The sequence below is a fragment of the Nesiotobacter zosterae genome (genome assembly GCF_033843645.1).
Classification (GTDB): Bacteria; Pseudomonadota; Alphaproteobacteria; order Rhizobiales; family Stappiaceae; genus Pseudovibrio; species Pseudovibrio zosterae.
On sequence record NZ_JAWXVZ010000019.1, the window covers coordinates 16,949 to 35,043 of the forward strand.

The window sequence follows — 18,095 nt, forward strand, 5'->3', positions numbered from 1 at the left end:
AAAATGAACACGCGCATTTCCGCGCGTGCCCAGAAGAAATCAGCTTTTTGCAGGCTTGGCCTCTTCGTAGAGGCGCTCCATGTGGCGAATGTTCCGGATCAGATCACTGCGAAAATTGGAGAGCTCGTCAATCTGATCGTCAACCTTCTTCAACTGCGCCTGCAGCATTTCAATGACTCGCTTCTTGCCGTCCAGCATGCCGTCTTCAGACTGGAAGTACAGATCAATAACATCCGCGATTTCCTCAAGAGAGAGCCCGAGACGCTTCAAGGCTGCGATCTTTTCCAAGCGGAGCAGAGCCTCTTCCTCATACATCCGGTGGCTGCCGCCTTCGCGGGTCACCGGAAAGATGAGACCACGGTTCTCGTAGTAGTGAACCGTTCTGTGGCTTACACCTGCCCGCTTGGCGAGTTCGCCGATTTTCATGAGCTGAGTCGACATGCCTTCCCTTTCTAACGTAAGATGAAGATATGACTCCTCAGCTCGCTGTCAATAGGACCAATCAGATTTAGTGGTCAAAGGTCCGTATCGCTGCCCTGAAGCGGTTGGTTCAGATAGGTCAAACTCATCAAGGAAACGATGACCAACGTCAGATGAACGCCTTGAATGGCCCCCTGCTTCATCCAGTAGCCGAACCAGAGCCCACCGCACAAGAACACAAGCCACAGACCGAGGAACATGGAGAGCGCCAAGTTGACAGCGCGCAGGCAAGCTTCATCCCGCCCACCCTTCATGAACGCCCCGATCATGTTGACAGCGGCCCACCACAACGCGGCGGCCGTGAGGACCTGCCAACAGATCACAATCCAGAGAACCGCCTGAGCAGGAACGCCGTTCCATGCTCGCCATTCCAACCCATTCCCGAAAATGGGATCCTCAATGAGCAAACGCATGGACAGCATGTTGTCAAGGTGAATGAGGTTGGTCCCTGTGTCCGTTATGTTATTCAAGACAGCGACGGTCATCCACGCGGCAAGGCCCGTAAGAAGAACGGCACGTGGCAGCAGTTGAGAACGCGTCCCAAACATCAAGCAACCTCCTTTGCAGGCCAATCGTTATCGATGAGTGTCCAATTGTGCTGACGGGCCAAGCGCTCGGACTCGGCGTTGCCGGTCAGCATCGCCCCGCTCCCAAGTAGTGAGATGAAGTCAGCATCCGATGGATGGTCGCCAACGCCGAAGCACAGCGCAGGATCCATGGCCCGCGCCGCCAGAAACTCGGTCACCGCTTCTTTTTTGCCATGACCGATCATGCAACGCCCTGCGATTTCACCGGTGTAATGCCCCGTTTCAGACACAACGAGTTGCGTCGCCAAAACATGCTTTACCTCAAGGTGCTCAGCAAGCGCCTCCAGGAAATCACAGGCCGAGCCGGACACGAAGACGGGTTCAACCCCCTTGTGCCGCAAGGCCTCCAATTGCGCGATCGTGTTTCGAATGAAGAAACGCCGGTATCCGTCTTCTGCAATGCGGTCGTAGATATAGGCGCGCGCTGCAGCTGCAACTTCATTTCTGGGCAGCCCGGCAAGTCCCTTGTAAAAATGACGATTTACTTCCGCCCGCTCACGACCCAGCGACCGAAGTTGATGCAGCTGCTCGATCAAACCGCTTGCATCAAGGTCTTTAAACCTTTCTCCAAGAACATGGAGAATGGTGAACATGGTTTTTTCAACGACAATGGTTTCGTCAACATCGAAGAAAGCATAGCCCGCAGGCTGAGCTTCAGAATTCACTGGTGGTGCCGAAGTCATCCTGCTTTCCTCTGAGTCAAGCCTTCTTCAACAATGGTGAGCTCAGTGTCTTCAGCCCGGCGCATGACAGATTCAACCGCCTTGCAGGCCAACTTTTCTTCCTTCGGCTTCAAGGATGCGGCTTCGAAAATAGTGTACTCAACATAGGTGCTCGCAACGCGGCCCTGCTCTTGAAACAGCTCGATGTGCGCGGAGAAGCTGGTCCGATCGCTGCGCGGCTGCTCGATGTTCGTCACCGACTGGCGGATGACGGTTGGGATCGGGAAGGCGAACTGTTCAAAGCGCGTATCCAGACGATTGAAGACCACATAGCCCCCTTTTGGAACGCCCAGATGAGAATACTGAGTTTCGCCAACGGCGATGAACATCTGACGTGTAGCTTCAATCAGCAGCATGCCTTGCAGATGCAAGCCTGTCAGGTGGTCGGACATGATCTCGTTGCGATCATCCATGAGCATGTCTGCTTCAAAGACGTTTTCCTCTACCTTACGCGGCATGGAGATCAACTCGTTGGCCGGGTCATGTTTGTGGCATACAGAACGCCCAGCCCGCAGGCCATCCTCTTCAAACACATGAACGTCTACACCGGTCGCTTGGCCCAACACCCGAATTACACGGGCATCTTCGTCGCGAACACCCTGACCAACAACAAATCCACCCTCAACACTCTTCTGAGCGAGACGCTCAATGGCGGCCTGTGCGGTGATGGCACCGGTCGCTTCCGCGAAATCTGTCAAACGATTTCCTACAACTAACTGCATGTCATTCTCCTTAGGTTGGGAGGTGGAAAATACAACCATACGTTAGGTGTAGATTATGACAGTTCATTATAGGTGTATTTACTACTTTAGATATACATGGCGACGGCATCGGTAGACAGGACTGACGCTGCGCCACCAACAGCATACCAAATACCTTAAAATTTGAGGGATTGCGCGGGTTTATGGCAAGAGGGCCAACGCGACAGGGCAGCGGCCTCGCAGCACACATCTGCAGCGCTTCTTACCCAAAAGAATGAGTGCCTTAAGGACAAAACCATCCAGAATGTGGAAATCACACACACGAGAAGGATGACAAACAGACAATCCCGCAATGCCTCATGTCATGAGGCGCGGGAAACATGTAAATTTTCAAGGGAAAAGAGTGGTGCCCGGAGGCGGATTCGAACCACCGACACGCGGATTTTCAATCCGCTGCTCTACCAACTGAGCTATCCGGGCTTTTGCTGGCCGGCTAATGTCCGTGCCGCGAAAGTGAGCGTTTTATAGAAAGGGATTTCGGTTCTGTCCAGCACCTCTTGTCAGTTTTTCAACATTAAAGCTGAAGACGCGCTTTTTCCACACGTCTTGATGGTGGCAAACAACCGGTTGCCGCTGCGTTTTTTTATTTACATCGATTTCACAGGAGGTTAGTTTGCGCCTTGTGCAGTCGTTAGAGTGCACCGGCAGCGGCACATCCCTCCCCTTTTTAGCTGATTTGATCAGCAACCCTTCCCCATACCCAATTTTTGAGAGGCGACCTTATGCAGGTTTCCAACGTATTCCGTCGTGACGGATTTGAGTTCTCCGTTAAATCTGAAGGCACAGGCCCAAACCTTCTCGTGATTGGCAGCAGTGCTTATTATGACCGTGTGTTCTCAAGGTCTTTGCGCTCGACCTTCCGCCTGCACCTTGTCGACCACCGAGGCTTCGCGCCCTCCAGCCGCCCGGTGACACTGGAAGACGCCGCGCTTGAGGTGATCAGCGCGGACATTGACTGGCTGCGGGCAGAACTTGGGCTGGAACACACCTTTGTTCTTGGCCACTCCGGTCACGGCTATATGGCACTTGACTACGCCCGTCGGTATCCCGGCCCTGTGCAAGGGCTCGTTCTGGCTGGTCTTTCTCCAGACCTTGGCCCGTCTCATCAGGCAGAAGCCGAAACCAGATTTGCCGCAGAAGCAAGTGAAGAGCGCAAAGCCCAGTTCGGCAAGGACATTGCGCAGCTTGGTGCCATGATCGAGAGCGACCCGGCGCGCAAGTTTGCTCACATTTGCTGTGCTTTGCAGGCGCGCCGATGGGCTGACCCCACTTTTGATGAGAGCTGGCTGTGGGAGGGCTTGACCATGCACACCCCGCTTTTTGATGCGCTCTGGGGCGATGTCTTCGCCAATTTCGACATGGCTGACGCTGCGGGGCAGATCACATTCCCGGTTCTGCTGGTGATGGGCAAGAAGGACTTCAGCGTGGCACCCACGCGGTGCTGGGAACCCGTGTCAGACCGCTTTGCCGACCTGACCATCAAGGAACTGGCTGAAAGCGGCCACACGCCCATGCTGGAACAGCCAGCGGAGTTTGATCAGCTGCTTGCAGACTGGGCCCGTTCCACCAGCACTTGAAGCTACTTGAGATAGTCGTGCAAGACACGGCCATAGGGCAAGGTGAGGTCTGTAATGAAGTGCAGACCTCCCACCACCTTTTTCACCGGCAAGCTGGCGAGCGGCGCGTTGGCATGGTGAAAGAGCTGCAAACCGGCAGGGCCAGACCATGCGCCCTTCACCGTGATGTCGGCAACCTCATAGGCCACGAGCTGAGCAATGGCGAGCGAGCCATCAACATCCGGGATGATCTTCAGGTTTACCTGGGTTTTCTGCAGCTTCTTCAAGATCGCATCCGGGTGGCATTTGGTGCCATGCTCCACATCATAAAGCAGGTGCTGATACTTGTAGCCCATGGTGCCAATGGCGATGGTGGTGCCATCAAACTCCAAATGACCGGTCAGCGTTGCCCCTTCGACGAACAATCTGGGATAACCAAGTTTTTTCGGGAAACCCCAAATCTCGCGCCCGCCGTAAATGGGCGGTGAGCAGTCCAAGAACATCTGGTGAGTGAAGTTGACGAGATGATCGCCAAACTTGGCCGGAATAACCAACCCCGCCTCGGTGTAGTTACCAAACCCGGCGGAATCCGGCATACGGATGGTTTCGAACATCACCGTATTGGAGCCATCCGGCTCCAGCGGCTCTGGCAACGCCTCGCGAATGGCATCCGGATCGCTCTCGTAGATGATGGTCAGGAACTCGCGATTGATAAAGCGGTACGGCCCCTTGGGATAGGCGGGAGCCGCAATGGGCATGGAGGCTTGTTTCAGAATGTCTTCAGCGTTCATGAGCGCGCCCTCTTGCAATGTGGCCGGGGTTATGGCGCGCACACCTTACACGGCGGCCAGAAGAACCGGCTCCCTGCAATTTGGGAGCATCTTGAGGTTAGGTTGCTCAATCCTGAATGAGGCGGGAGAACCGGCAAGCGCGATGACGCCTCGCGCTCCGCTGGTCTGCCTACAAAAAAGGCGAGCCTGAGCCCGCCTTTTCTGGTTCATTTGAACATGCTTACTTCACCTGGGTGATGCGGCCGTCAGTGAAGGGCTTGTAGTCGCCGTTTGCTGCCAGATAATCAGCAACAACGATTTCAAGACCTGGACCGTAGTCGTAGGCGTTCAGGCCATGCTCCGCGAAGACCTTGTAGCCATCACCGCCACCACGCATGTAGTTGTTGGTTGCAACGCCGTAGACCTTGTCCATGTCGAGCGCAGAACCGTCCGCCATCTCGATGGAGACAATGCGCTCACCAGCCGGCTTGGATGGATCGAAGCTGTACTTGATGCCAGCAACCTGCGGGAAGCGACCTGCGCCCTCTTCCAGTTTGGAGACGCCGTTTTCCAGCGCATCCTTGATGTAGGATCCTTTGAGCTGGAAGGTTGCCAGTGTGTTCTGGAACGGCAGAACGGTGAGAACTTCGCCCATGGTGACTTCGCCAGCGTCGATGGAGGCGCGCAGACCGCCACCGTTCTGAATGACGATTTCAACGCCCTGATCCTTCACACGGTCAAGGATCGCGTCGGCCACAAGGTTGCCCATTGAACATTCGCCGGCGCGGCAGGAACCACGGTCGCCATCGATGAGTTCGGCGGTAGAACCGATGACCTTGGACTTCAGCTCTTCAATTGGCGCTGCCAGCTCTTCAACGCGGGCCTGGAAGGTTTCATCCGGAGCAACAGAAGCATCGAGAAGGATTGGCTCACCTTCTGCCTTGATGACATTGCCTTCATCATCCCAAGTTACTTCGATTTCGCCAAGGAACTTGCCGTAGGCATATGCCTGAACGATTGGCACTTCAACGCCTTCCGGGTTCTTTACGAGAACCGGATATGGGCCTTCTGCACGTTCCTGCGTGTTGGACAGAAGCGTGTGAGAGTGGCCACCCACGATGATGTCGATGCCCGGAACAGCCGCCGCAATCTGCTTGTCGCGGGTCAGGCCTTCGTGGGTGAGCGCGATGATCTTGTTAACGCCAGCAGCTTCAAGCGCTTCAACGGCACCCTTCAGATAGTCTTCCGCCATGATGAAGCGTACGCCTTCACCCGGAGAAGAGGTCTCGCTGGTGTCTTCAGCCAGAGCAGAAACAATGCCGATTTTCTCACCACCCTTTTCAAGGATCAGGATGCCTGGCACCTTGCCCTTGAGAAGTGGCTCGTTATTGACGTCAATGTTGCCCGACAGGACCGGGAAGTTTGCCGCATCGATGAACTTGGCCAGTGCTGCAGGACCATCGTCAAACTCGTGGTTGCCCACTGCCATGGCATCAATGCTGAGGCCGTTCATGAACTCAACGGCTGCCTCACCCTTGTAGGTAGTGTAGAACAGTGAGCCTTGGAACTGGTCACCAGCGTCGAGCGTAACGAAGTTCTTGCCTTCGCCCTCAAGCGCGGTGCGGCGTTGATCAAGCATTGTCTTGATGCGCGCGATGCCACCGAAGCACTTGCCTTCGGCTTCGTCTTCAGCGCCGCAGGTTGAATCGTACTTATTGATCGATTCAATGCGCGAATGAAGATCGTTGAGGTGCAGGATGGACAGAGAATAATCTGCCAGCGCTGTGCCGGTCAGCCCAACCGTCAGTGCAAGAGCAGGTACGCCGCCCAAAAGAACTTTCTTAAGATTACGCATAAAAAACCCCCATCTACTTTACGGCCACGCAGGGTTTTGCGCCGAGGCAGTGCGTGGCTCTTAAAGATGCGGGGGTATCTTGTTGAAAGTTGATGAAGGGAACAAGACACGGTTACGTTGCAAAGCGCCTTGTCACCGCTTAAATCCGGTTAACCGACACACCAAAACGCATCCAGTGCGCATAGTGAGCGCGACTAGTGACGCAACTGAGGTGGTATATCCGATTCCAACTCATCAAGATCTGGCTCCTGCTCCACCGCGGGAATCGAATAACGATCCGACAACCATCGATTGAGATCCACCTTTTGGCATCGGGCCGAACAAAACGGCGCGAACTCTTCTTGAGCAGCCTTCTCACAGATGGGGCATTCTTTGGAAGTGTGTTTCGTTGCCATAACCCTCTCCTCAGATTGGCTCATTTGCTTCCGGTAGACAGGTTGTTTAACCTCTCAGCGAGTAAAGAGATAGGTCAAGCCGTCACGGTGCCCACAGAACGAAAGCTTCAGTGGGACAAACATGAAGACAAGTGCGGGACGACGCGGTTTTGAGGGGCCAGTACCGCGTAGGAGTTGGGAGTTGCCTATGACCTCTGAGATTTCCTGGATACTGACCAGTCGCGTAACCACGACCGACCCTTCAGCCTTTGAAGGGCTGATGCAAGAAATGTGTGGTGCCTACAAGGAGAACCTGCCCGGCACACTCGCCATGATTTGGTACCTGTCGGAAGATAGCCAAACATGCCAACTGTTTGTTACCGTCGATCGCAATGAGACCGCCCTCATTTACCACGAGCGCTTTCTGACCCACTTCAAAGCTCGGTTCGAGGCTTTGATGATCCCTGAAGCCATGGTGGTTTATGGGGACGCGTCAACAGACTTGAAAGCCATGCTTTCAAGCTATGACGCAACCTATGTCAAAACGGTGGGTGGTTTTGTGCGTTAAGCTGGAACGCCTGCCTGCGCCCACGTGGCCTGCGTATCATAGCCGTTGCCTTGCAGCAGGCTTGCCGTCTCATAAAGAGGCAAGCCAACGACGGATGAATAGGACCCGATGATGCGGGCCACAAAGCCACCGGCATAGCCCTGAATGGCATAGCCACCTGCCTTGCCCCGCCATTCGCCGGAGGCCAGGTAGTTTGCCATGTCCTGCTTGGACAGCCGCCGAAAACGCACGCGCGTTTCAACAAGCTTAGTGCGGTTCTTGCCCGCCGGGGTGTTGACGCACAACCCAGTGTAGACCCGGTGCACGCGGCCGGACAAAAGCGCCAGACAGGCAGATGCCTGTTCGGTGCTTTCCGGTTTTGGAAGAATGCGGCGCCCCACTGCCACGACAGTGTCTGAGCCGAGGATCAGAGAGTTTTTCTTTGCCTCGTCCCGCTCCACCATGATGCGGGCCGCAGTTGCCTTTTCACGGGCCAGACGCAACGCCAGAGCTCGGGGGCTCTCGCCCCGCTCCGGTGTCTCGTCAATATCGGCTGGAAGCAGGAAGTCCGGTTCAATGCCGATCTGTTGCAACAGCGCCAGACGACGGGGAGACCCGGATGCCAGAACGAGCGTTGGTTTGTCGCTCATGAATGCTCCTCAAAACCGATGGGTATGGGTATGACCATGGGCCATACGCAAACTACTACTTGTAACGATATGTGATTCGACCCTTGGTCAGGTCGTATGGTGTCATTTCTACGAGCACCTTGTCGCCCGCCAGAACACGGATGCGGTTCTTGCGCATACGCCCTGCTGTGTGAGCAATGATCTCGTGATCGTTTTCAAGCTTTACGCGGAAAGTCGCATTTGGAAGGAGTTCGGTCACAACGCCCGGAAACTCCAAGACTTCTTCTTTCGCCATTAGGATTCCTGATAGTTCTCTCGTAGTTGCGCGGAACCTAACGGATTAGTCACCGAAAGGGAACCGCAAACTCTGAATTGTTAGAGGTGGATTGCCGCAGTTTTACCCGGATTTCGCGGCGTTGTCACAGGTTGTTTTTACCAATATCCGCCGGAAGGCCTATTAATCCGCCTCAGCTTTCAAACTGCCGTAGGGCTAGCCTGACGGAGCAGGTTGCCAACCCAGCCTTTTCTTCAGCCTTAGTTGCAACGCATCGCGCACTTCACGATAGGCGTTCATGATCTGCTCGCGGCTGCCGGTGACGATTGTCGGGTCGATTGTTGGCCAGTATTCGACCTCGACCGCCTGTGTGCGATGGGTGTCGAGCGCCATATGGTGAGCTTCTGGTGCGAGCGTGATGATGAGATCGAACCCCTCCTCCGCCAAGTCCTCGAAGGTCTTGGGTTCGTGAAAGCTCATATCAATGCCCGCTTCGTCCATGACCGCATCCACGAACGGGTCTCGCTCTCCGGCAAAGACACCACAGGAGCGGACATAAACCTGTTTGGGAAACAGCATTTTGGTGAGCGCCTCAGCCATGGGCGAACGCACCGCATTCATACGGCATATGAAAAGGACCGCACTGGGCCGGATCTGCAACTCATGCTCCATGTGCTACCCCTTTGGATGCAGGGAGCACAACAGAGTGAAGAGGCGCCGGGAGGTCTGATGGTCAACATCAATTTTCCCGTCCAGCCGTTCCTTCAAAATGCCCGCACCTTCGTTATGGACACCACGTCGGCCCATATCTATGGCTTCAATTTGGCTTGGTGACGCCGATCTGATCGCCTCATAATAGCTTTCGCAAATCATGAAGTAGTCGCGAACGATCTTCTTGAACGGCGTCAACGACAAGATGTGCGTCGTCAGCTCCTGCCCGTCCTCTGTTCGCACAATGAGGACGAGGCGGCGCTTTATCATGGCCAAATCCAAGCGATATGGCCCTTCTGGAGCCCCAATTGGCGAAAAGAAGTTCTCCTCGACAAGGTCGAAGATGGCTATTTTCCGCTCCCGCTCCACGTCTTTGCTGGCGCGCTGGATGGAATCGGGGTCCAGCACGACCTCGATGAGGCGCTGTGTCATCTGTTGACCGCCTCCATCGACCGTTGGCACCTGCTCTTCCATCAGTGTCTTACTCCAGTCAGGCAGGGCGAACTCTGCCTATCGATTCAATCTAATTGCCACTGAGCGAGCGTGAGCGCCCAGTCCTTCAGCTTCAGCAAGCTTGACAGCCGCCGGACCAATCTGAGCCAGATTATCCGGATTGCAACGAAGAATGGAACTCCGCTTGACAAATTCTAGCACGGATAGGCCCGAGGAAAACTTGGCCGAACGTGCGGTTGGCAGCACGTGGTTTGAGCCCCCCACATAGTCGCCAATGGCTTCAGGTGTATACCGGCCCAAGAATACAGCGCCAGCGTTACGCATCAATGGCAGCAGTGCGTCTGGGTCTTCAACCGAAAGCTCAAGGTGCTCCGGTGCGAACCGGTTTGAAAGCTCCATTGCCTTTTCAAGGTTTTCAACGCAGATGATTGCGCCAAAGTCTTTCCAGCTCTGACCGGCAACTTCTGCGCGCGGCAATGTCTCAAGCTGCTTTTCAACGGCAATCGCCACCTCATCAGCCAAGGTTTCACTGTCGGTGATGAGGATTGATTGAGCAACCGGATCATGCTCTGCCTGAGACAAGAGGTCCACCGCCACCCAATCCGGGTTGCAGTCCTTGTCAGCCACCACGAGGATTTCAGAGGGCCCGGCAATCATGTCGATACCGACGCGGCCGAACACCCGGCGCTTTGCAGCGGAAACAAAGGCATTCCCCGGACCAACAATCTTGTTCACCGGAGCAATTGTTTCGGTGCCATAGGCCAGCGCGCCCACGGCCTGCGCGCCGCCGATCCTGTAGATCTCCGTGACCCCAGCGAGCTTTGCAGCGGCCAGAACCAGCGGGTTCAGAACGCCGTCAGGGCTTGGTACCACCATGACGATGCGCTCTACGCCTGCAACCTTTGCCGGCACCACATTCATGAGAACTGAAGAAGGATAGCTGGCAAGTCCGCCAGGCACATATACACCCACGGCCTCCACCGGCGTCCAGATGCTGCCCAGTTCTACGCCAATCGGGTCGATGTAGCTTGAGCTTTCCGGAAGCTGTTTTTCGTGATGCGAGCGGATGCGGTCGCAAGCAAGTTTCAGTGCATCAAAGGTTTCCTCGGGAACCTTGGCCACTGCTGCTTCAATTTCATCCGCTGTCACAACCAGCTCAGACATGCCTTTTGCAGGCAAGCGATCAAACTTGGCCGTGTACTCGAGCACGGCTGCATCACCACGCTCTTCAACATCCCGCAGGATATCGCGGACGATATGATCAACATCCTCAGAAATTTCGCGCTTGCTCATGAGCAGGCGGTTGATCTCTTCTTCGAAATTCAGCGATGCTGAGGAGAGTTTAACGGCCACGATCTTATTCCCTAACTTCAGTTCCTGGCAGTGGCGCGGCTCAGTCCAGCTCGTGATGAGGGCGATTTTCAGTGCCCCAAGCTGCACCCAAGTCGGTCAACTGCGCTTCAATGCATTCCACCTTCGCTGCCATGACCGCACCGCCGGAGAACTCGAGAGTGAGACGCCCGGCCGGATCTTCATCCGGGTCAAATGTGATGGCAAGCAACGACAGAATGCCGTCCTTATTCTCTTGCTTTATATTGCGAACCTGCAGAGCTTCAACACGTGATAGTGCAAGAACGGATCTGCGGCGCTCATTTTTCTGTTGTTTTGCCGTGTCAGCATCCCAAGCGAAGCGGTTCATGGCAACGATAAGCCGCTTTTCTTTTGGCAGGTACTGAATGTCACCAACCTTCAGGACACTATCCTGGCACATCGCGGAAATTACAGTCAGGTCTTCACTGTCAAGCGCGAGAAGCTTCATTATCATACCCCGAGTCATGTGAAAGACGGCGATTCCGGAACTCCGATATCGCCGCCTCGCGTTCTACATGTACAGGTAACGTCAGAGCCCCCTGAAAACAATCGGGTGACTCTGTATTTTATGAATTAGCCGGAAACACGCTCGATCTGAGCACCACAGCGGGACAGTTTGTCCTCAAGACGCTCAAAACCGCGATCAAGGTGATAGACGCGGTTCACGGTTGTTTCGCCTTCAGCTGCAAGGCCCGCGATAACCAAAGAAACGGAAGCACGAAGGTCCGTTGCCATAACTTGAGCGCCGTGAAGCTGTTCCACGCCTTCAACAGTTGCCACCTGCCCGTCCAAATGAATATTGGCACCAAGGCGGGCCAGTTCCTGAACGTGCATGAAGCGGTTTTCGAAGATGGTTTCCGTGATGCGGCTGGTGCCCTTGGCGCGGGTCATGAGAGCCATGAACTGCGCCTGAAGGTCGGTCGGGAAGCCCGGAAACGGATCGGTGCGCATGTCGACGGGCTCAATGCCATCACCGTTTCGGTAAATGCGCAGGCCGTTTTCGACACTGGTGATCTCGGCCCCTGTCTGAACCAGCGTATCCAGAGCGCTTTGCAGAAGCTCTGCACGCGCACCTTCCAGAACCACATCACCGCCGGTCATGGCCACTGCCATGGCGTAGGTACCGGTTTCGATGCGATCCGCTACGACCGGGTGTCGGTAAGCACCGAGCTTTTCGACGCCCTGAATGTGAATGGTGCCTGTACCAGCGCCTTCAATCTTCGCGCCCATGCCGATGAGACAGTTCGCAAGATCTGCCACTTCTGGCTCGCGCGCGGCGTTTTCAATGACGGTCTCGCCCTTGGCCAGGGTTGCCGCCATCATGACTGTGTGGGTAGCCCCCACAGATACCTTTGGGAACACAACGCGGTTGCCAATGAGGCCGCCCGGGGCCTTGGCCACCACATAACCTTGATCAATGTCCATCTGGGCGCCAAGCGCCTTGAGGCCATCTATAAAGAAATCGACTGGGCGGGTGCCAATGGCACAGCCCCCCGGCAGGGAAACGCGCGCTTCGTGCATCCGGGCAAGCAAGGGGCCGATAACCCAGAAGCTGGCACGCATTTTAGAGACGAGCTCATAAGGCGCGGTGGTGTCTACAACATCGCTTGCAGACAAGTGCAAAGTCTGACCCCGCATTGAATCCTGACCGACCCGCTTGCCATCGACAGAATAGTCGACACCGTGGTTGGAGAGGATCTGCGTCAGCTGGGCCACATCGCGCAAGCGCGGAACGTTTTCCAGAGTCAGAGTTTCATCCGTCAGAAGGGATGCGATCATCAAAGGCAAAGCGGCATTCTTCGCGCCAGAAATTGGGATCACACCATTGAGCCGGTTGCCACCGACGATTTTAATTCTGTCCATTAATCAAATTACCCTAAAAGACCGCCCGAAACTCCGGAGGAGATATTATGGTCCTCTATAAGGATGGATATGGCCTTAACATGACGCCCCATCAGTGACGTGCTCGTCATGTGAACAACATAGCCCCCACCCAGCTATGATGATTTACCGGTTTTTCTAAGCCGGAAAACCGTTAGTTCTCGGAGGAACGCCCTGTCTTTTGAGCCTTCTTCCGTCGTTTCAAATTGTCTCGCAAAGCCGCAGCGAGGCGCTCAGCACGCGCATCCTTTTCGCTTTGCTTTTTCTCCAACCCATCCGGATCGGCGGTTTTTGGCTGTTTTTCCTCGTTCATGACGGTCTCACCTACACTAATGCCCTCTTGATGCCAAGCGTCCTTCAGTAAGCCAACGTATCATTCACCCATGAGATTTCCCCAGCCATGACAAATTCCACAGAATTGGAAATTTTAGCTCTTGCGCCCCCCCGGTCGTTATGGCAAAAGCCTCCTCGTTCCGGGGCGACACGGCCTCGCAACACAGAACAGACTGGAAAAACTCAGTAAGTTCAGTAGAATGGAAGGCTCTGAAGCCTTCAGATTAAGCTGCGGTAGCTCAGTGGTAGAGCACTCCCTTGGTAAGGGAGAGGCCGGGAGTTCAATCCTCCCTCGCAGCACCATTCTCCTTCCCCCTTTATCTCTCTTTGATTTTGGTTAGGTCACTGCGGCGTAAACTGTCGTTGTTTTTGTCACTCATCCTGTCCGCAAGGCTCTATCGCAGCCGGTGGAGAGCAAGAGATGGACAGGCAACCTCACGTCACGCAACAGTCCCGTCATCGTGTTTGTCAGATGTAAGACACTCAGAGAGCAACCTGACCTTGCGCTGTGTTTCAAGTTGAAACAGGTGAATTGTTTTCAAATATACGTCTCTTGCTTGCAACTACTTTGCAATTCGCAAAACGCTACAGTTTAAGCGGGAGATACTACAAATCACACGCCAACAAACACTTTATTTTGCCGCATTCGAATCGATGAAATTAACAAGACATTAACCATGGTAATCCTCGTATTCCACAGTAATTCACGGCTTCAATACACGCAGGAGCAGAGCGCAGCGCGTGGTAACTAACCAAGAGTGAGTCCCTCCCGCTTGGTTAGTGTGACCATTGTTCCACTTCACGGCCTCTCCCGACGATCAGCGCCTTTTGTGAGTTTACAAGAAAAGGGCTGCTTGCCACCCTGAGCTTGCAATCGGGGCAAGCGACAGGAAATCCCCCCGCCCTGTCGAATTTCATGTAGCACCACCACCTGCCAATTTCAGGCATGTGGCCGTCTGCGCTTAGTGAGTAGCGGTCCCAGAATGGGACTTGCTGAGGAGAGTTCGAATGGAACAAGTAACGAGTGAGTACGAATACTCTCAGGACGACGGCTTTTCAGAAGCCGAACTGATGCTGTTGAAGTACCAACTGGAAGAAAATGACTTTGCAGAGCTGATCCGCCTTGCAACCAAGCTGCCCTCTGAAAAGTGGGCAGAGGCGAGAACCCAGCTTTCTGCGCTTTCAGCGAACTGATTTTTTCAGAAAGTATCGCTAATTACGCCGCCATCTCGCCCCCATAAGAGATGGCGGCGCGCTTTCTTAAGTCCCTCTCCCACCTGACGTCAAAGCCAAGCCAATTACGACCCGGCTGAGGGTTGAGGCTTCCAAGCTTTCTTATGGTTGCGTATCGCCCGCGGCGCCGGTCCGAAATAGCCTGCCGTCTTCACAAAATCTCTAGGCTGCAAAATGACCGACATGATGCGCTGATGAAGCGACTTGGCGGAGATCGGTTTGCACAACAGCTCGTGAACACCAAGCTTGCGCGCTTCGATGATGCGGCTGCGCTCGGTATGAGCAGTCACCATGATGATCGGGATATAGGCGAACGGATTATCGGGCGTGCGGATCATGCGAACCATGTCCGGCCCATCAAGAATGGGCATGACCCAATCCAAAATCAGGATGTCCGGGTTCGCGCGCTCCATGGCTTCCAGGCCAGAGGCACCATCTTCTGCTTCGACGATTTTGCGCGCACCAAAGCCCTGCAGCATGGTGCGCAGAATCGTTCTCATGTAGGCACTGTCTTCCACAACCAGAAACGACAGCGATGCCAGATCGATACTCAACGGCCTATTCCTTAGCTTACGCAGGGAGTTTAGCAGCGCTTTTTTAACAAACTCAATCTTGCGGGGAAATGACCCGTGGATGTTCTCCAGAATTTTGCTGGCGCCTTGAGGAATATCAGCTTTTTTATGCCAACGAGGGGCAAATTGTGGTAAGTGCGTAAGGCTAATCCGCATATCCACAGCGCACGGGCTTGCGGCAACTTGTCCTACGACAATTGCGTATGAAAGCACTAATAGTAGTTTAGCAATGCTCTAAAGTACCCGGTATCAGCAAGGAACAGAAAATGAATTACCAGAGTATCTTCGAAGAGGCGATCTCGTCCCTCAAGGAGGAAAAACGATATCGGGTATTCGCGGATCTGGAGCGCATCACGGGCAGACATCCACACGCAATCTGGCGCCGCAATGGCGAGAAACGCGAGATTGTTGTTTGGTGCTCCAACGACTATCTGGCGATGGGCCACCACCCAAAGGTGATCGAGGCCTCTGCCAATGCCATTCACACCATGGGCGCAGGTGCGGGCGGCACCCGCAACATTTCGGGCACAAACAACCCACTCGTTCAGCTTGAAGCAGAACTGGCAGACCTACACGGCAAAGAAAACGCCCTGGTCTTCACCTCTGGCTTTGTCTCAAACGAAGCGGCAATTTCAACGCTGGCCAAGCTGCTGCCTGATTGCCTTATCCTGTCTGATCAACTGAACCATGCTTCCATGATCGCCGGTGTCCGCAATTCCGGTGCTCAGAAGAAGGTTTGGCGCCATAACGATGTGGAACATCTGGAAGATTTGCTGCGCGACGCCGGGAATGAGCGCGCGAAGCTGATCGTCTTTGAATCCGTTTACTCCATGGATGGTGACATCGCGCCGATCGAGAAGATCGCTGATCTGGCCGAAAAGTACAACGCCATGACCTACATTGATGAGGTTCACGCCGTTGGCATGTACGGTCCTCGTGGCGCTGGCATTTGCGAACGCGACGGCGTCATGGAACGCATGGACATCATCGAAGGCACGCTGGCAAAGGCATTTGGCGTGATGGGTGGTTACGTAGCAGGCAGCAACGCTGTTGTGGACGCGATCCGCTCCTACGCACCGGGCTTCATCTTCACCACTGCCCTGCCGCCGAGCCTCGCTGCAGCTGCCACCACATCCATTCGCCATCTGAAGCAGTCTTCCGTAGAGCGCGACGCGCAGCAGCGCCAGACTCAGGTGACAAAGGACAAGTTGAGTGCGGCTGGTCTGCCGGTCATGCATTCCGACACCCACATTGTGCCGATCCTCGTAGCTGATCCTGACCTTTGCAAGAAGGCCTCTGACATGCTGCTCGAAAAGCATGGCATCTACATTCAGCCGATCAACTACCCAACTGTTCCTCGGGGCACTGAGCGCTTGCGCATTACCCCCGGCCCTGCTCACACCGACGAGCTCATCAACAACCTCACTGAGGCTCTGGTTGATGTATGGAACGAACTGGGCATCTCCTTCAAGCAAAGCACCAATGTGGTTGACGAAGAACAGCCAACGGCAATTCTTCATCATGCGGCGGGTGGTTAAGCCCTTTGCATCAAGACAACAAAAAAACCGGCCTTTGCGCCGGTTTTTTTGTGCCTGTAGGGCGGATGTCTTGTTTCCTACTTCGGATCAGATCCCACGGTCGGGGCATGGCCATCAGGCAGATCCCCATCATCCAGAATGCGCCATTTGGCCCCTTCCAGATCATCATACTGACCGTTCTTCATGGACCACATGAAGGCTATGAGGCCAGAGCCAGACCAATGAAGTTCATACCCCAACAATGGCTCCACCTCTGCTTTCGATATCGAGACTGCAGGCGCATCTACCCCTATTGGTTCACGCAACTCCTGAAGACATCACAGGGGGTTGAGTTGGTTCGAAATGCCCGGTATCGCTCTCCTTTCTGAGATTCGGCAGATGGCAATCTTAGAACCAAAACGCAAAGAGAACCTGTACATGAAAAAAGCAGAGAATAGAAAACAAGGACTTCTAGGGCGTCTTCTGAACAGCGCATTCAAGCGAACCAAGTCTTACCAAGAGCTGAAAGAAACTCAGGACTTACTGGGTAGATTACACAGGTCAGTTCTCTACAAGACGTTCTTTTTAGATGGTTTGGAATTCCACCTGCGCGCACCTTTTTCTGACTATATTGAGAGGCAGGTCGCGTGCGGGCAATTTTATGAGATTGAAATACTGCGTGAATTGGATCCGATAATCAACGAATGTAAAACACTCGTTGATGCCGGCGCGAACATTGGCAATCACTCTTTGTATTGGGCGTCAAAACATCCTCAATTGAAAATTTTCTCCTTTGAACCCATCAAGGAAACCTACGACTACTTATTGAAGAACGTCGAAAGCAATGGATTTTCAGGACGCATTGAAGCCATCAATGCAGGTCTTTCTGAAAAGACCTGCGCCGGGGCGGTCGAAAAGTTCCATCCGCACAACGCTGGGGAGCACACGATCATGGCGAGCGAAACGGGCGATTTGCGGCTCGTGCGGCTCGATGACGTGATCACGCCCGATACAAAAGTTGATTTCATAAAGGTGGATGTGGAGGGGCATGAGTATGAAATGCTTCTCGGCGCACGCGAAACCATCAAACGCAGCAAACCGATCATCTTCATCGAAACCTTTGCGAACAATCGACCGAGAGTTCACGACCTTCTTGTCACCTTCGGTCTAAAGCTCCAAAAGGAGTTTCCCGGAAGCAATTTTCTTTACAAGTTTTGATCTCTTGCTGGTCACTGGACAGACCCTGCCTAAAAATGAGAGCAACTACACCTAGGGAAGTTCTTCATCATGCGGCGGGTGGTTAAGCCCTTTGCATCAAGACAACAAAAAAACCGGCCTTTGCGCCGGTTTCAGATTGATGACAAACCCCGTCATATTTTTGGCGGGGTTTTCGTTTTTTAGGTCTGCGGCGCGGCCTAAAACTACCCCTTGCGACTTACGCCGCCGTAGCTTGTGTTTTGGTGTTCATA

At 54.2% G+C, this 18,095-nt stretch carries 22 protein-coding genes and 2 tRNA genes; 6 read left to right on the forward strand and 18 right to left on the reverse strand.

What is annotated here, in order from left to right:
* Positions 1 to 39: 39 nt before the first annotated feature.
* The 5 genes from Q3Y58_RS19125 to Q3Y58_RS19145 form a co-directional block, all read right to left on the reverse strand.
* Positions 40 to 441: a helix-turn-helix domain-containing protein gene (locus tag Q3Y58_RS19125; RefSeq protein ID WP_319623388.1), complete on the reverse strand. Its 402-nt coding sequence runs from the start codon at positions 439 to 441 to the stop codon at positions 40 to 42.
* A 74-nt stretch (positions 442 to 515) separates the two neighbouring features.
* On the reverse strand, positions 516 to 1,028 hold the full coding sequence (locus Q3Y58_RS19130) for a DUF2165 family protein (protein ID WP_274219239.1): 513 nt from the start codon (positions 1,026 to 1,028) through the stop codon (positions 516 to 518).
* On the reverse strand, positions 1,028 to 1,750 hold the full coding sequence (locus Q3Y58_RS19135) for an HAD family hydrolase (RefSeq protein WP_319623389.1): 723 nt from the start codon (positions 1,748 to 1,750) through the stop codon (positions 1,028 to 1,030). The genes Q3Y58_RS19130 and Q3Y58_RS19135 overlap by 1 nt, the downstream gene beginning before the upstream one ends.
* Positions 1,747 to 2,511: an AfsA-related hotdog domain-containing protein gene (locus Q3Y58_RS19140; protein WP_319623390.1), complete on the reverse strand. Its 765-nt coding sequence runs from the start codon at positions 2,509 to 2,511 to the stop codon at positions 1,747 to 1,749. Before Q3Y58_RS19140 ends, Q3Y58_RS19135 begins: the two co-directional genes overlap by 4 nt.
* A 383-nt stretch (positions 2,512 to 2,894) precedes the next feature.
* Positions 2,895 to 2,970: transfer RNA gene (locus tag Q3Y58_RS19145), tRNA-Phe, on the reverse strand.
* 302 nt (positions 2,971 to 3,272) lie between these two features.
* Here Q3Y58_RS19145 and Q3Y58_RS19150 point away from each other — a divergent pair.
* Complete coding sequence (locus Q3Y58_RS19150) at positions 3,273 to 4,127, forward strand: alpha/beta fold hydrolase (protein ID WP_319623391.1); 855 nt, start codon at positions 3,273 to 3,275, stop codon at positions 4,125 to 4,127.
* Between the two features lie 2 nt (positions 4,128 to 4,129).
* Here Q3Y58_RS19150 and Q3Y58_RS19155 read toward each other — a convergent pair whose 3' ends face one another.
* From Q3Y58_RS19155 to yacG, 3 genes are all read right to left on the reverse strand, one after another.
* Positions 4,130 to 4,897: an acetoacetate decarboxylase gene (locus Q3Y58_RS19155; protein WP_319623392.1), complete on the reverse strand. Its 768-nt coding sequence runs from the start codon at positions 4,895 to 4,897 to the stop codon at positions 4,130 to 4,132.
* 220 nt (positions 4,898 to 5,117) lie between these two features.
* A complete protein-coding gene (locus tag Q3Y58_RS19160; RefSeq protein ID WP_319623393.1) occupies positions 5,118 to 6,731 on the reverse strand; it encodes a bifunctional metallophosphatase/5'-nucleotidase in 1,614 nt (537 codons plus the stop codon).
* Positions 6,732 to 6,925: 194 nt separating this feature from the next.
* The gene (yacG, locus tag Q3Y58_RS19165; protein WP_319623394.1) at positions 6,926 to 7,150 is read right to left on the reverse strand and encodes a DNA gyrase inhibitor YacG; all 225 of its coding nucleotides are present in this window, start codon (positions 7,148 to 7,150) and stop codon (positions 6,926 to 6,928) included.
* Between the two features lie 163 nt (positions 7,151 to 7,313).
* Here yacG and Q3Y58_RS19170 point away from each other — a divergent pair, with 163 nt between their 5' ends.
* Positions 7,314 to 7,673 carry a hypothetical protein gene (locus tag Q3Y58_RS19170; protein WP_274219246.1) on the forward strand — a complete coding sequence of 120 codons (360 nt, stop codon included), beginning with the start codon at positions 7,314 to 7,316 and terminating at the stop codon, positions 7,671 to 7,673.
* On the opposite strand, the gene Q3Y58_RS19175 is transcribed toward Q3Y58_RS19170, so the two are convergent.
* The 8 genes from Q3Y58_RS19175 to Q3Y58_RS19210 form a co-directional block, all read right to left on the reverse strand.
* Positions 7,670 to 8,302, reverse strand: coding sequence for a Maf-like protein (locus Q3Y58_RS19175; protein ID WP_274219247.1), 633 nt, complete (start codon positions 8,300 to 8,302; stop codon positions 7,670 to 7,672). The genes Q3Y58_RS19170 and Q3Y58_RS19175 overlap by 4 nt on opposite strands.
* A 55-nt stretch (positions 8,303 to 8,357) precedes the next feature.
* The gene (infA, locus tag Q3Y58_RS19180; RefSeq protein ID WP_028482718.1) at positions 8,358 to 8,576 is read right to left on the reverse strand and encodes a translation initiation factor IF-1; all 219 of its coding nucleotides are present in this window, start codon (positions 8,574 to 8,576) and stop codon (positions 8,358 to 8,360) included.
* Between the two features lie 195 nt (positions 8,577 to 8,771).
* Positions 8,772 to 9,227 (reverse strand): arsenate-mycothiol transferase ArsC, encoded by a 456-nt coding sequence (locus Q3Y58_RS19185; protein ID WP_274219248.1) that lies wholly within the window; start codon positions 9,225 to 9,227, stop codon positions 8,772 to 8,774.
* A gap of 3 nt (positions 9,228 to 9,230) precedes the next feature.
* The gene (locus tag Q3Y58_RS19190) at positions 9,231 to 9,740 is read right to left on the reverse strand and encodes a UPF0262 family protein (RefSeq protein WP_274219249.1); all 510 of its coding nucleotides are present in this window, start codon (positions 9,738 to 9,740) and stop codon (positions 9,231 to 9,233) included.
* A gap of 36 nt (positions 9,741 to 9,776) precedes the next feature.
* Positions 9,777 to 11,072, reverse strand: a complete 1,296-nt coding sequence (hisD, locus tag Q3Y58_RS19195; protein WP_319623395.1) for a histidinol dehydrogenase — start codon at positions 11,070 to 11,072, stop codon at positions 9,777 to 9,779.
* Positions 11,073 to 11,112: 40 nt separating this feature from the next.
* Positions 11,113 to 11,538, reverse strand: a complete 426-nt coding sequence (locus Q3Y58_RS19200; RefSeq protein WP_274219251.1) for a DUF2948 family protein — start codon at positions 11,536 to 11,538, stop codon at positions 11,113 to 11,115.
* Between the two features lie 125 nt (positions 11,539 to 11,663).
* The gene (murA, locus tag Q3Y58_RS19205; protein WP_319623396.1) at positions 11,664 to 12,953 is read right to left on the reverse strand and encodes a UDP-N-acetylglucosamine 1-carboxyvinyltransferase; all 1,290 of its coding nucleotides are present in this window, start codon (positions 12,951 to 12,953) and stop codon (positions 11,664 to 11,666) included.
* Between the two features lie 172 nt (positions 12,954 to 13,125).
* The gene (locus Q3Y58_RS19210; protein ID WP_274219253.1) at positions 13,126 to 13,284 is read right to left on the reverse strand and encodes a hypothetical protein; all 159 of its coding nucleotides are present in this window, start codon (positions 13,282 to 13,284) and stop codon (positions 13,126 to 13,128) included.
* A 248-nt stretch (positions 13,285 to 13,532) separates the two neighbouring features.
* On the opposite strand from Q3Y58_RS19210, the gene Q3Y58_RS19215 reads away from it, so the two are divergent.
* Positions 13,533 to 13,607 (forward strand) — tRNA-Thr (locus Q3Y58_RS19215).
* A gap of 705 nt (positions 13,608 to 14,312) precedes the next feature.
* On the forward strand, positions 14,313 to 14,498 hold the full coding sequence (locus Q3Y58_RS19220) for a hypothetical protein (protein WP_274219254.1): 186 nt from the start codon (positions 14,313 to 14,315) through the stop codon (positions 14,496 to 14,498).
* A 104-nt stretch (positions 14,499 to 14,602) separates the two neighbouring features.
* On the opposite strand, the gene Q3Y58_RS19225 is transcribed toward Q3Y58_RS19220, so the two are convergent.
* Positions 14,603 to 15,091, reverse strand: a complete 489-nt coding sequence (locus Q3Y58_RS19225; protein ID WP_274219255.1) for a response regulator — start codon at positions 15,089 to 15,091, stop codon at positions 14,603 to 14,605.
* A 284-nt stretch (positions 15,092 to 15,375) separates the two neighbouring features.
* Here Q3Y58_RS19225 and hemA point away from each other — a divergent pair, with 284 nt between their 5' ends.
* On the forward strand, positions 15,376 to 16,647 hold the full coding sequence (hemA, locus tag Q3Y58_RS19230; protein WP_274219256.1) for a 5-aminolevulinate synthase: 1,272 nt from the start codon (positions 15,376 to 15,378) through the stop codon (positions 16,645 to 16,647).
* A gap of 77 nt (positions 16,648 to 16,724) precedes the next feature.
* On the opposite strand, the gene ccoS is transcribed toward hemA, so the two are convergent.
* Positions 16,725 to 16,886: a cbb3-type cytochrome oxidase assembly protein CcoS gene (ccoS, locus tag Q3Y58_RS19235; protein ID WP_319623397.1), complete on the reverse strand. Its 162-nt coding sequence runs from the start codon at positions 16,884 to 16,886 to the stop codon at positions 16,725 to 16,727.
* A gap of 103 nt (positions 16,887 to 16,989) precedes the next feature.
* Here ccoS and Q3Y58_RS19240 point away from each other — a divergent pair, with 103 nt between their 5' ends.
* On the forward strand, positions 16,990 to 17,844 hold the full coding sequence (locus Q3Y58_RS19240) for an FkbM family methyltransferase (RefSeq protein WP_319623398.1): 855 nt from the start codon (positions 16,990 to 16,992) through the stop codon (positions 17,842 to 17,844).
* The last annotated feature ends 251 nt before the right edge of the window (positions 17,845 to 18,095 follow it).

What these genes read in the sequence shown, in the direction of transcription:
- Q3Y58_RS19125 (WP_319623388.1), bottom strand. Translation starts at nt 441, where the DNA reads ATGTCGACTCAGCTCATGAAAATCGGCGAACTCGCCAAGCGGGCAGGT.
- Q3Y58_RS19130 (WP_274219239.1), bottom strand. Translation starts at nt 1,028, where the DNA reads ATGTTTGGGACGCGTTCTCAACTGCTGCCACGTGCCGTTCTTCTTACG.
- Q3Y58_RS19135 (WP_319623389.1), bottom strand. Translation starts at nt 1,750, where the DNA reads ATGACTTCGGCACCACCAGTGAATTCTGAAGCTCAGCCTGCGGGCTAT.
- Q3Y58_RS19140 (WP_319623390.1), bottom strand. Translation starts at nt 2,511, where the DNA reads ATGCAGTTAGTTGTAGGAAATCGTTTGACAGATTTCGCGGAAGCGACC.
- Q3Y58_RS19150 (WP_319623391.1), top strand. Translation starts at nt 3,273, where the DNA reads ATGCAGGTTTCCAACGTATTCCGTCGTGACGGATTTGAGTTCTCCGTT.
- Q3Y58_RS19155 (WP_319623392.1), bottom strand. Translation starts at nt 4,897, where the DNA reads ATGAACGCTGAAGACATTCTGAAACAAGCCTCCATGCCCATTGCGGCT.
- Q3Y58_RS19160 (WP_319623393.1), bottom strand. Translation starts at nt 6,731, where the DNA reads ATGCGTAATCTTAAGAAAGTTCTTTTGGGCGGCGTACCTGCTCTTGCA.
- yacG (WP_319623394.1), bottom strand. Translation starts at nt 7,150, where the DNA reads ATGAGCCAATCTGAGGAGAGGGTTATGGCAACGAAACACACTTCCAAA.
- Q3Y58_RS19170 (WP_274219246.1), top strand. Translation starts at nt 7,314, where the DNA reads ATGACCTCTGAGATTTCCTGGATACTGACCAGTCGCGTAACCACGACC.
- Q3Y58_RS19175 (WP_274219247.1), bottom strand. Translation starts at nt 8,302, where the DNA reads ATGAGCGACAAACCAACGCTCGTTCTGGCATCCGGGTCTCCCCGTCGT.
- infA (WP_028482718.1), bottom strand. Translation starts at nt 8,576, where the DNA reads ATGGCGAAAGAAGAAGTCTTGGAGTTTCCGGGCGTTGTGACCGAACTC.
- Q3Y58_RS19185 (WP_274219248.1), bottom strand. Translation starts at nt 9,227, where the DNA reads ATGGAGCATGAGTTGCAGATCCGGCCCAGTGCGGTCCTTTTCATATGC.
- Q3Y58_RS19190 (WP_274219249.1), bottom strand. Translation starts at nt 9,740, where the DNA reads ATGGAAGAGCAGGTGCCAACGGTCGATGGAGGCGGTCAACAGATGACA.
- Q3Y58_RS19200 (WP_274219251.1), bottom strand. Translation starts at nt 11,538, where the DNA reads ATGAAGCTTCTCGCGCTTGACAGTGAAGACCTGACTGTAATTTCCGCG.
- murA (WP_319623396.1), bottom strand. Translation starts at nt 12,953, where the DNA reads ATGGACAGAATTAAAATCGTCGGTGGCAACCGGCTCAATGGTGTGATC.
- Q3Y58_RS19210 (WP_274219253.1), bottom strand. Translation starts at nt 13,284, where the DNA reads ATGAACGAGGAAAAACAGCCAAAAACCGCCGATCCGGATGGGTTGGAG.
- Q3Y58_RS19220 (WP_274219254.1), top strand. Translation starts at nt 14,313, where the DNA reads ATGGAACAAGTAACGAGTGAGTACGAATACTCTCAGGACGACGGCTTT.
- hemA (WP_274219256.1), top strand. Translation starts at nt 15,376, where the DNA reads ATGAATTACCAGAGTATCTTCGAAGAGGCGATCTCGTCCCTCAAGGAG.
- Q3Y58_RS19240 (WP_319623398.1), top strand. Translation starts at nt 16,990, where the DNA reads ATGCCCGGTATCGCTCTCCTTTCTGAGATTCGGCAGATGGCAATCTTA.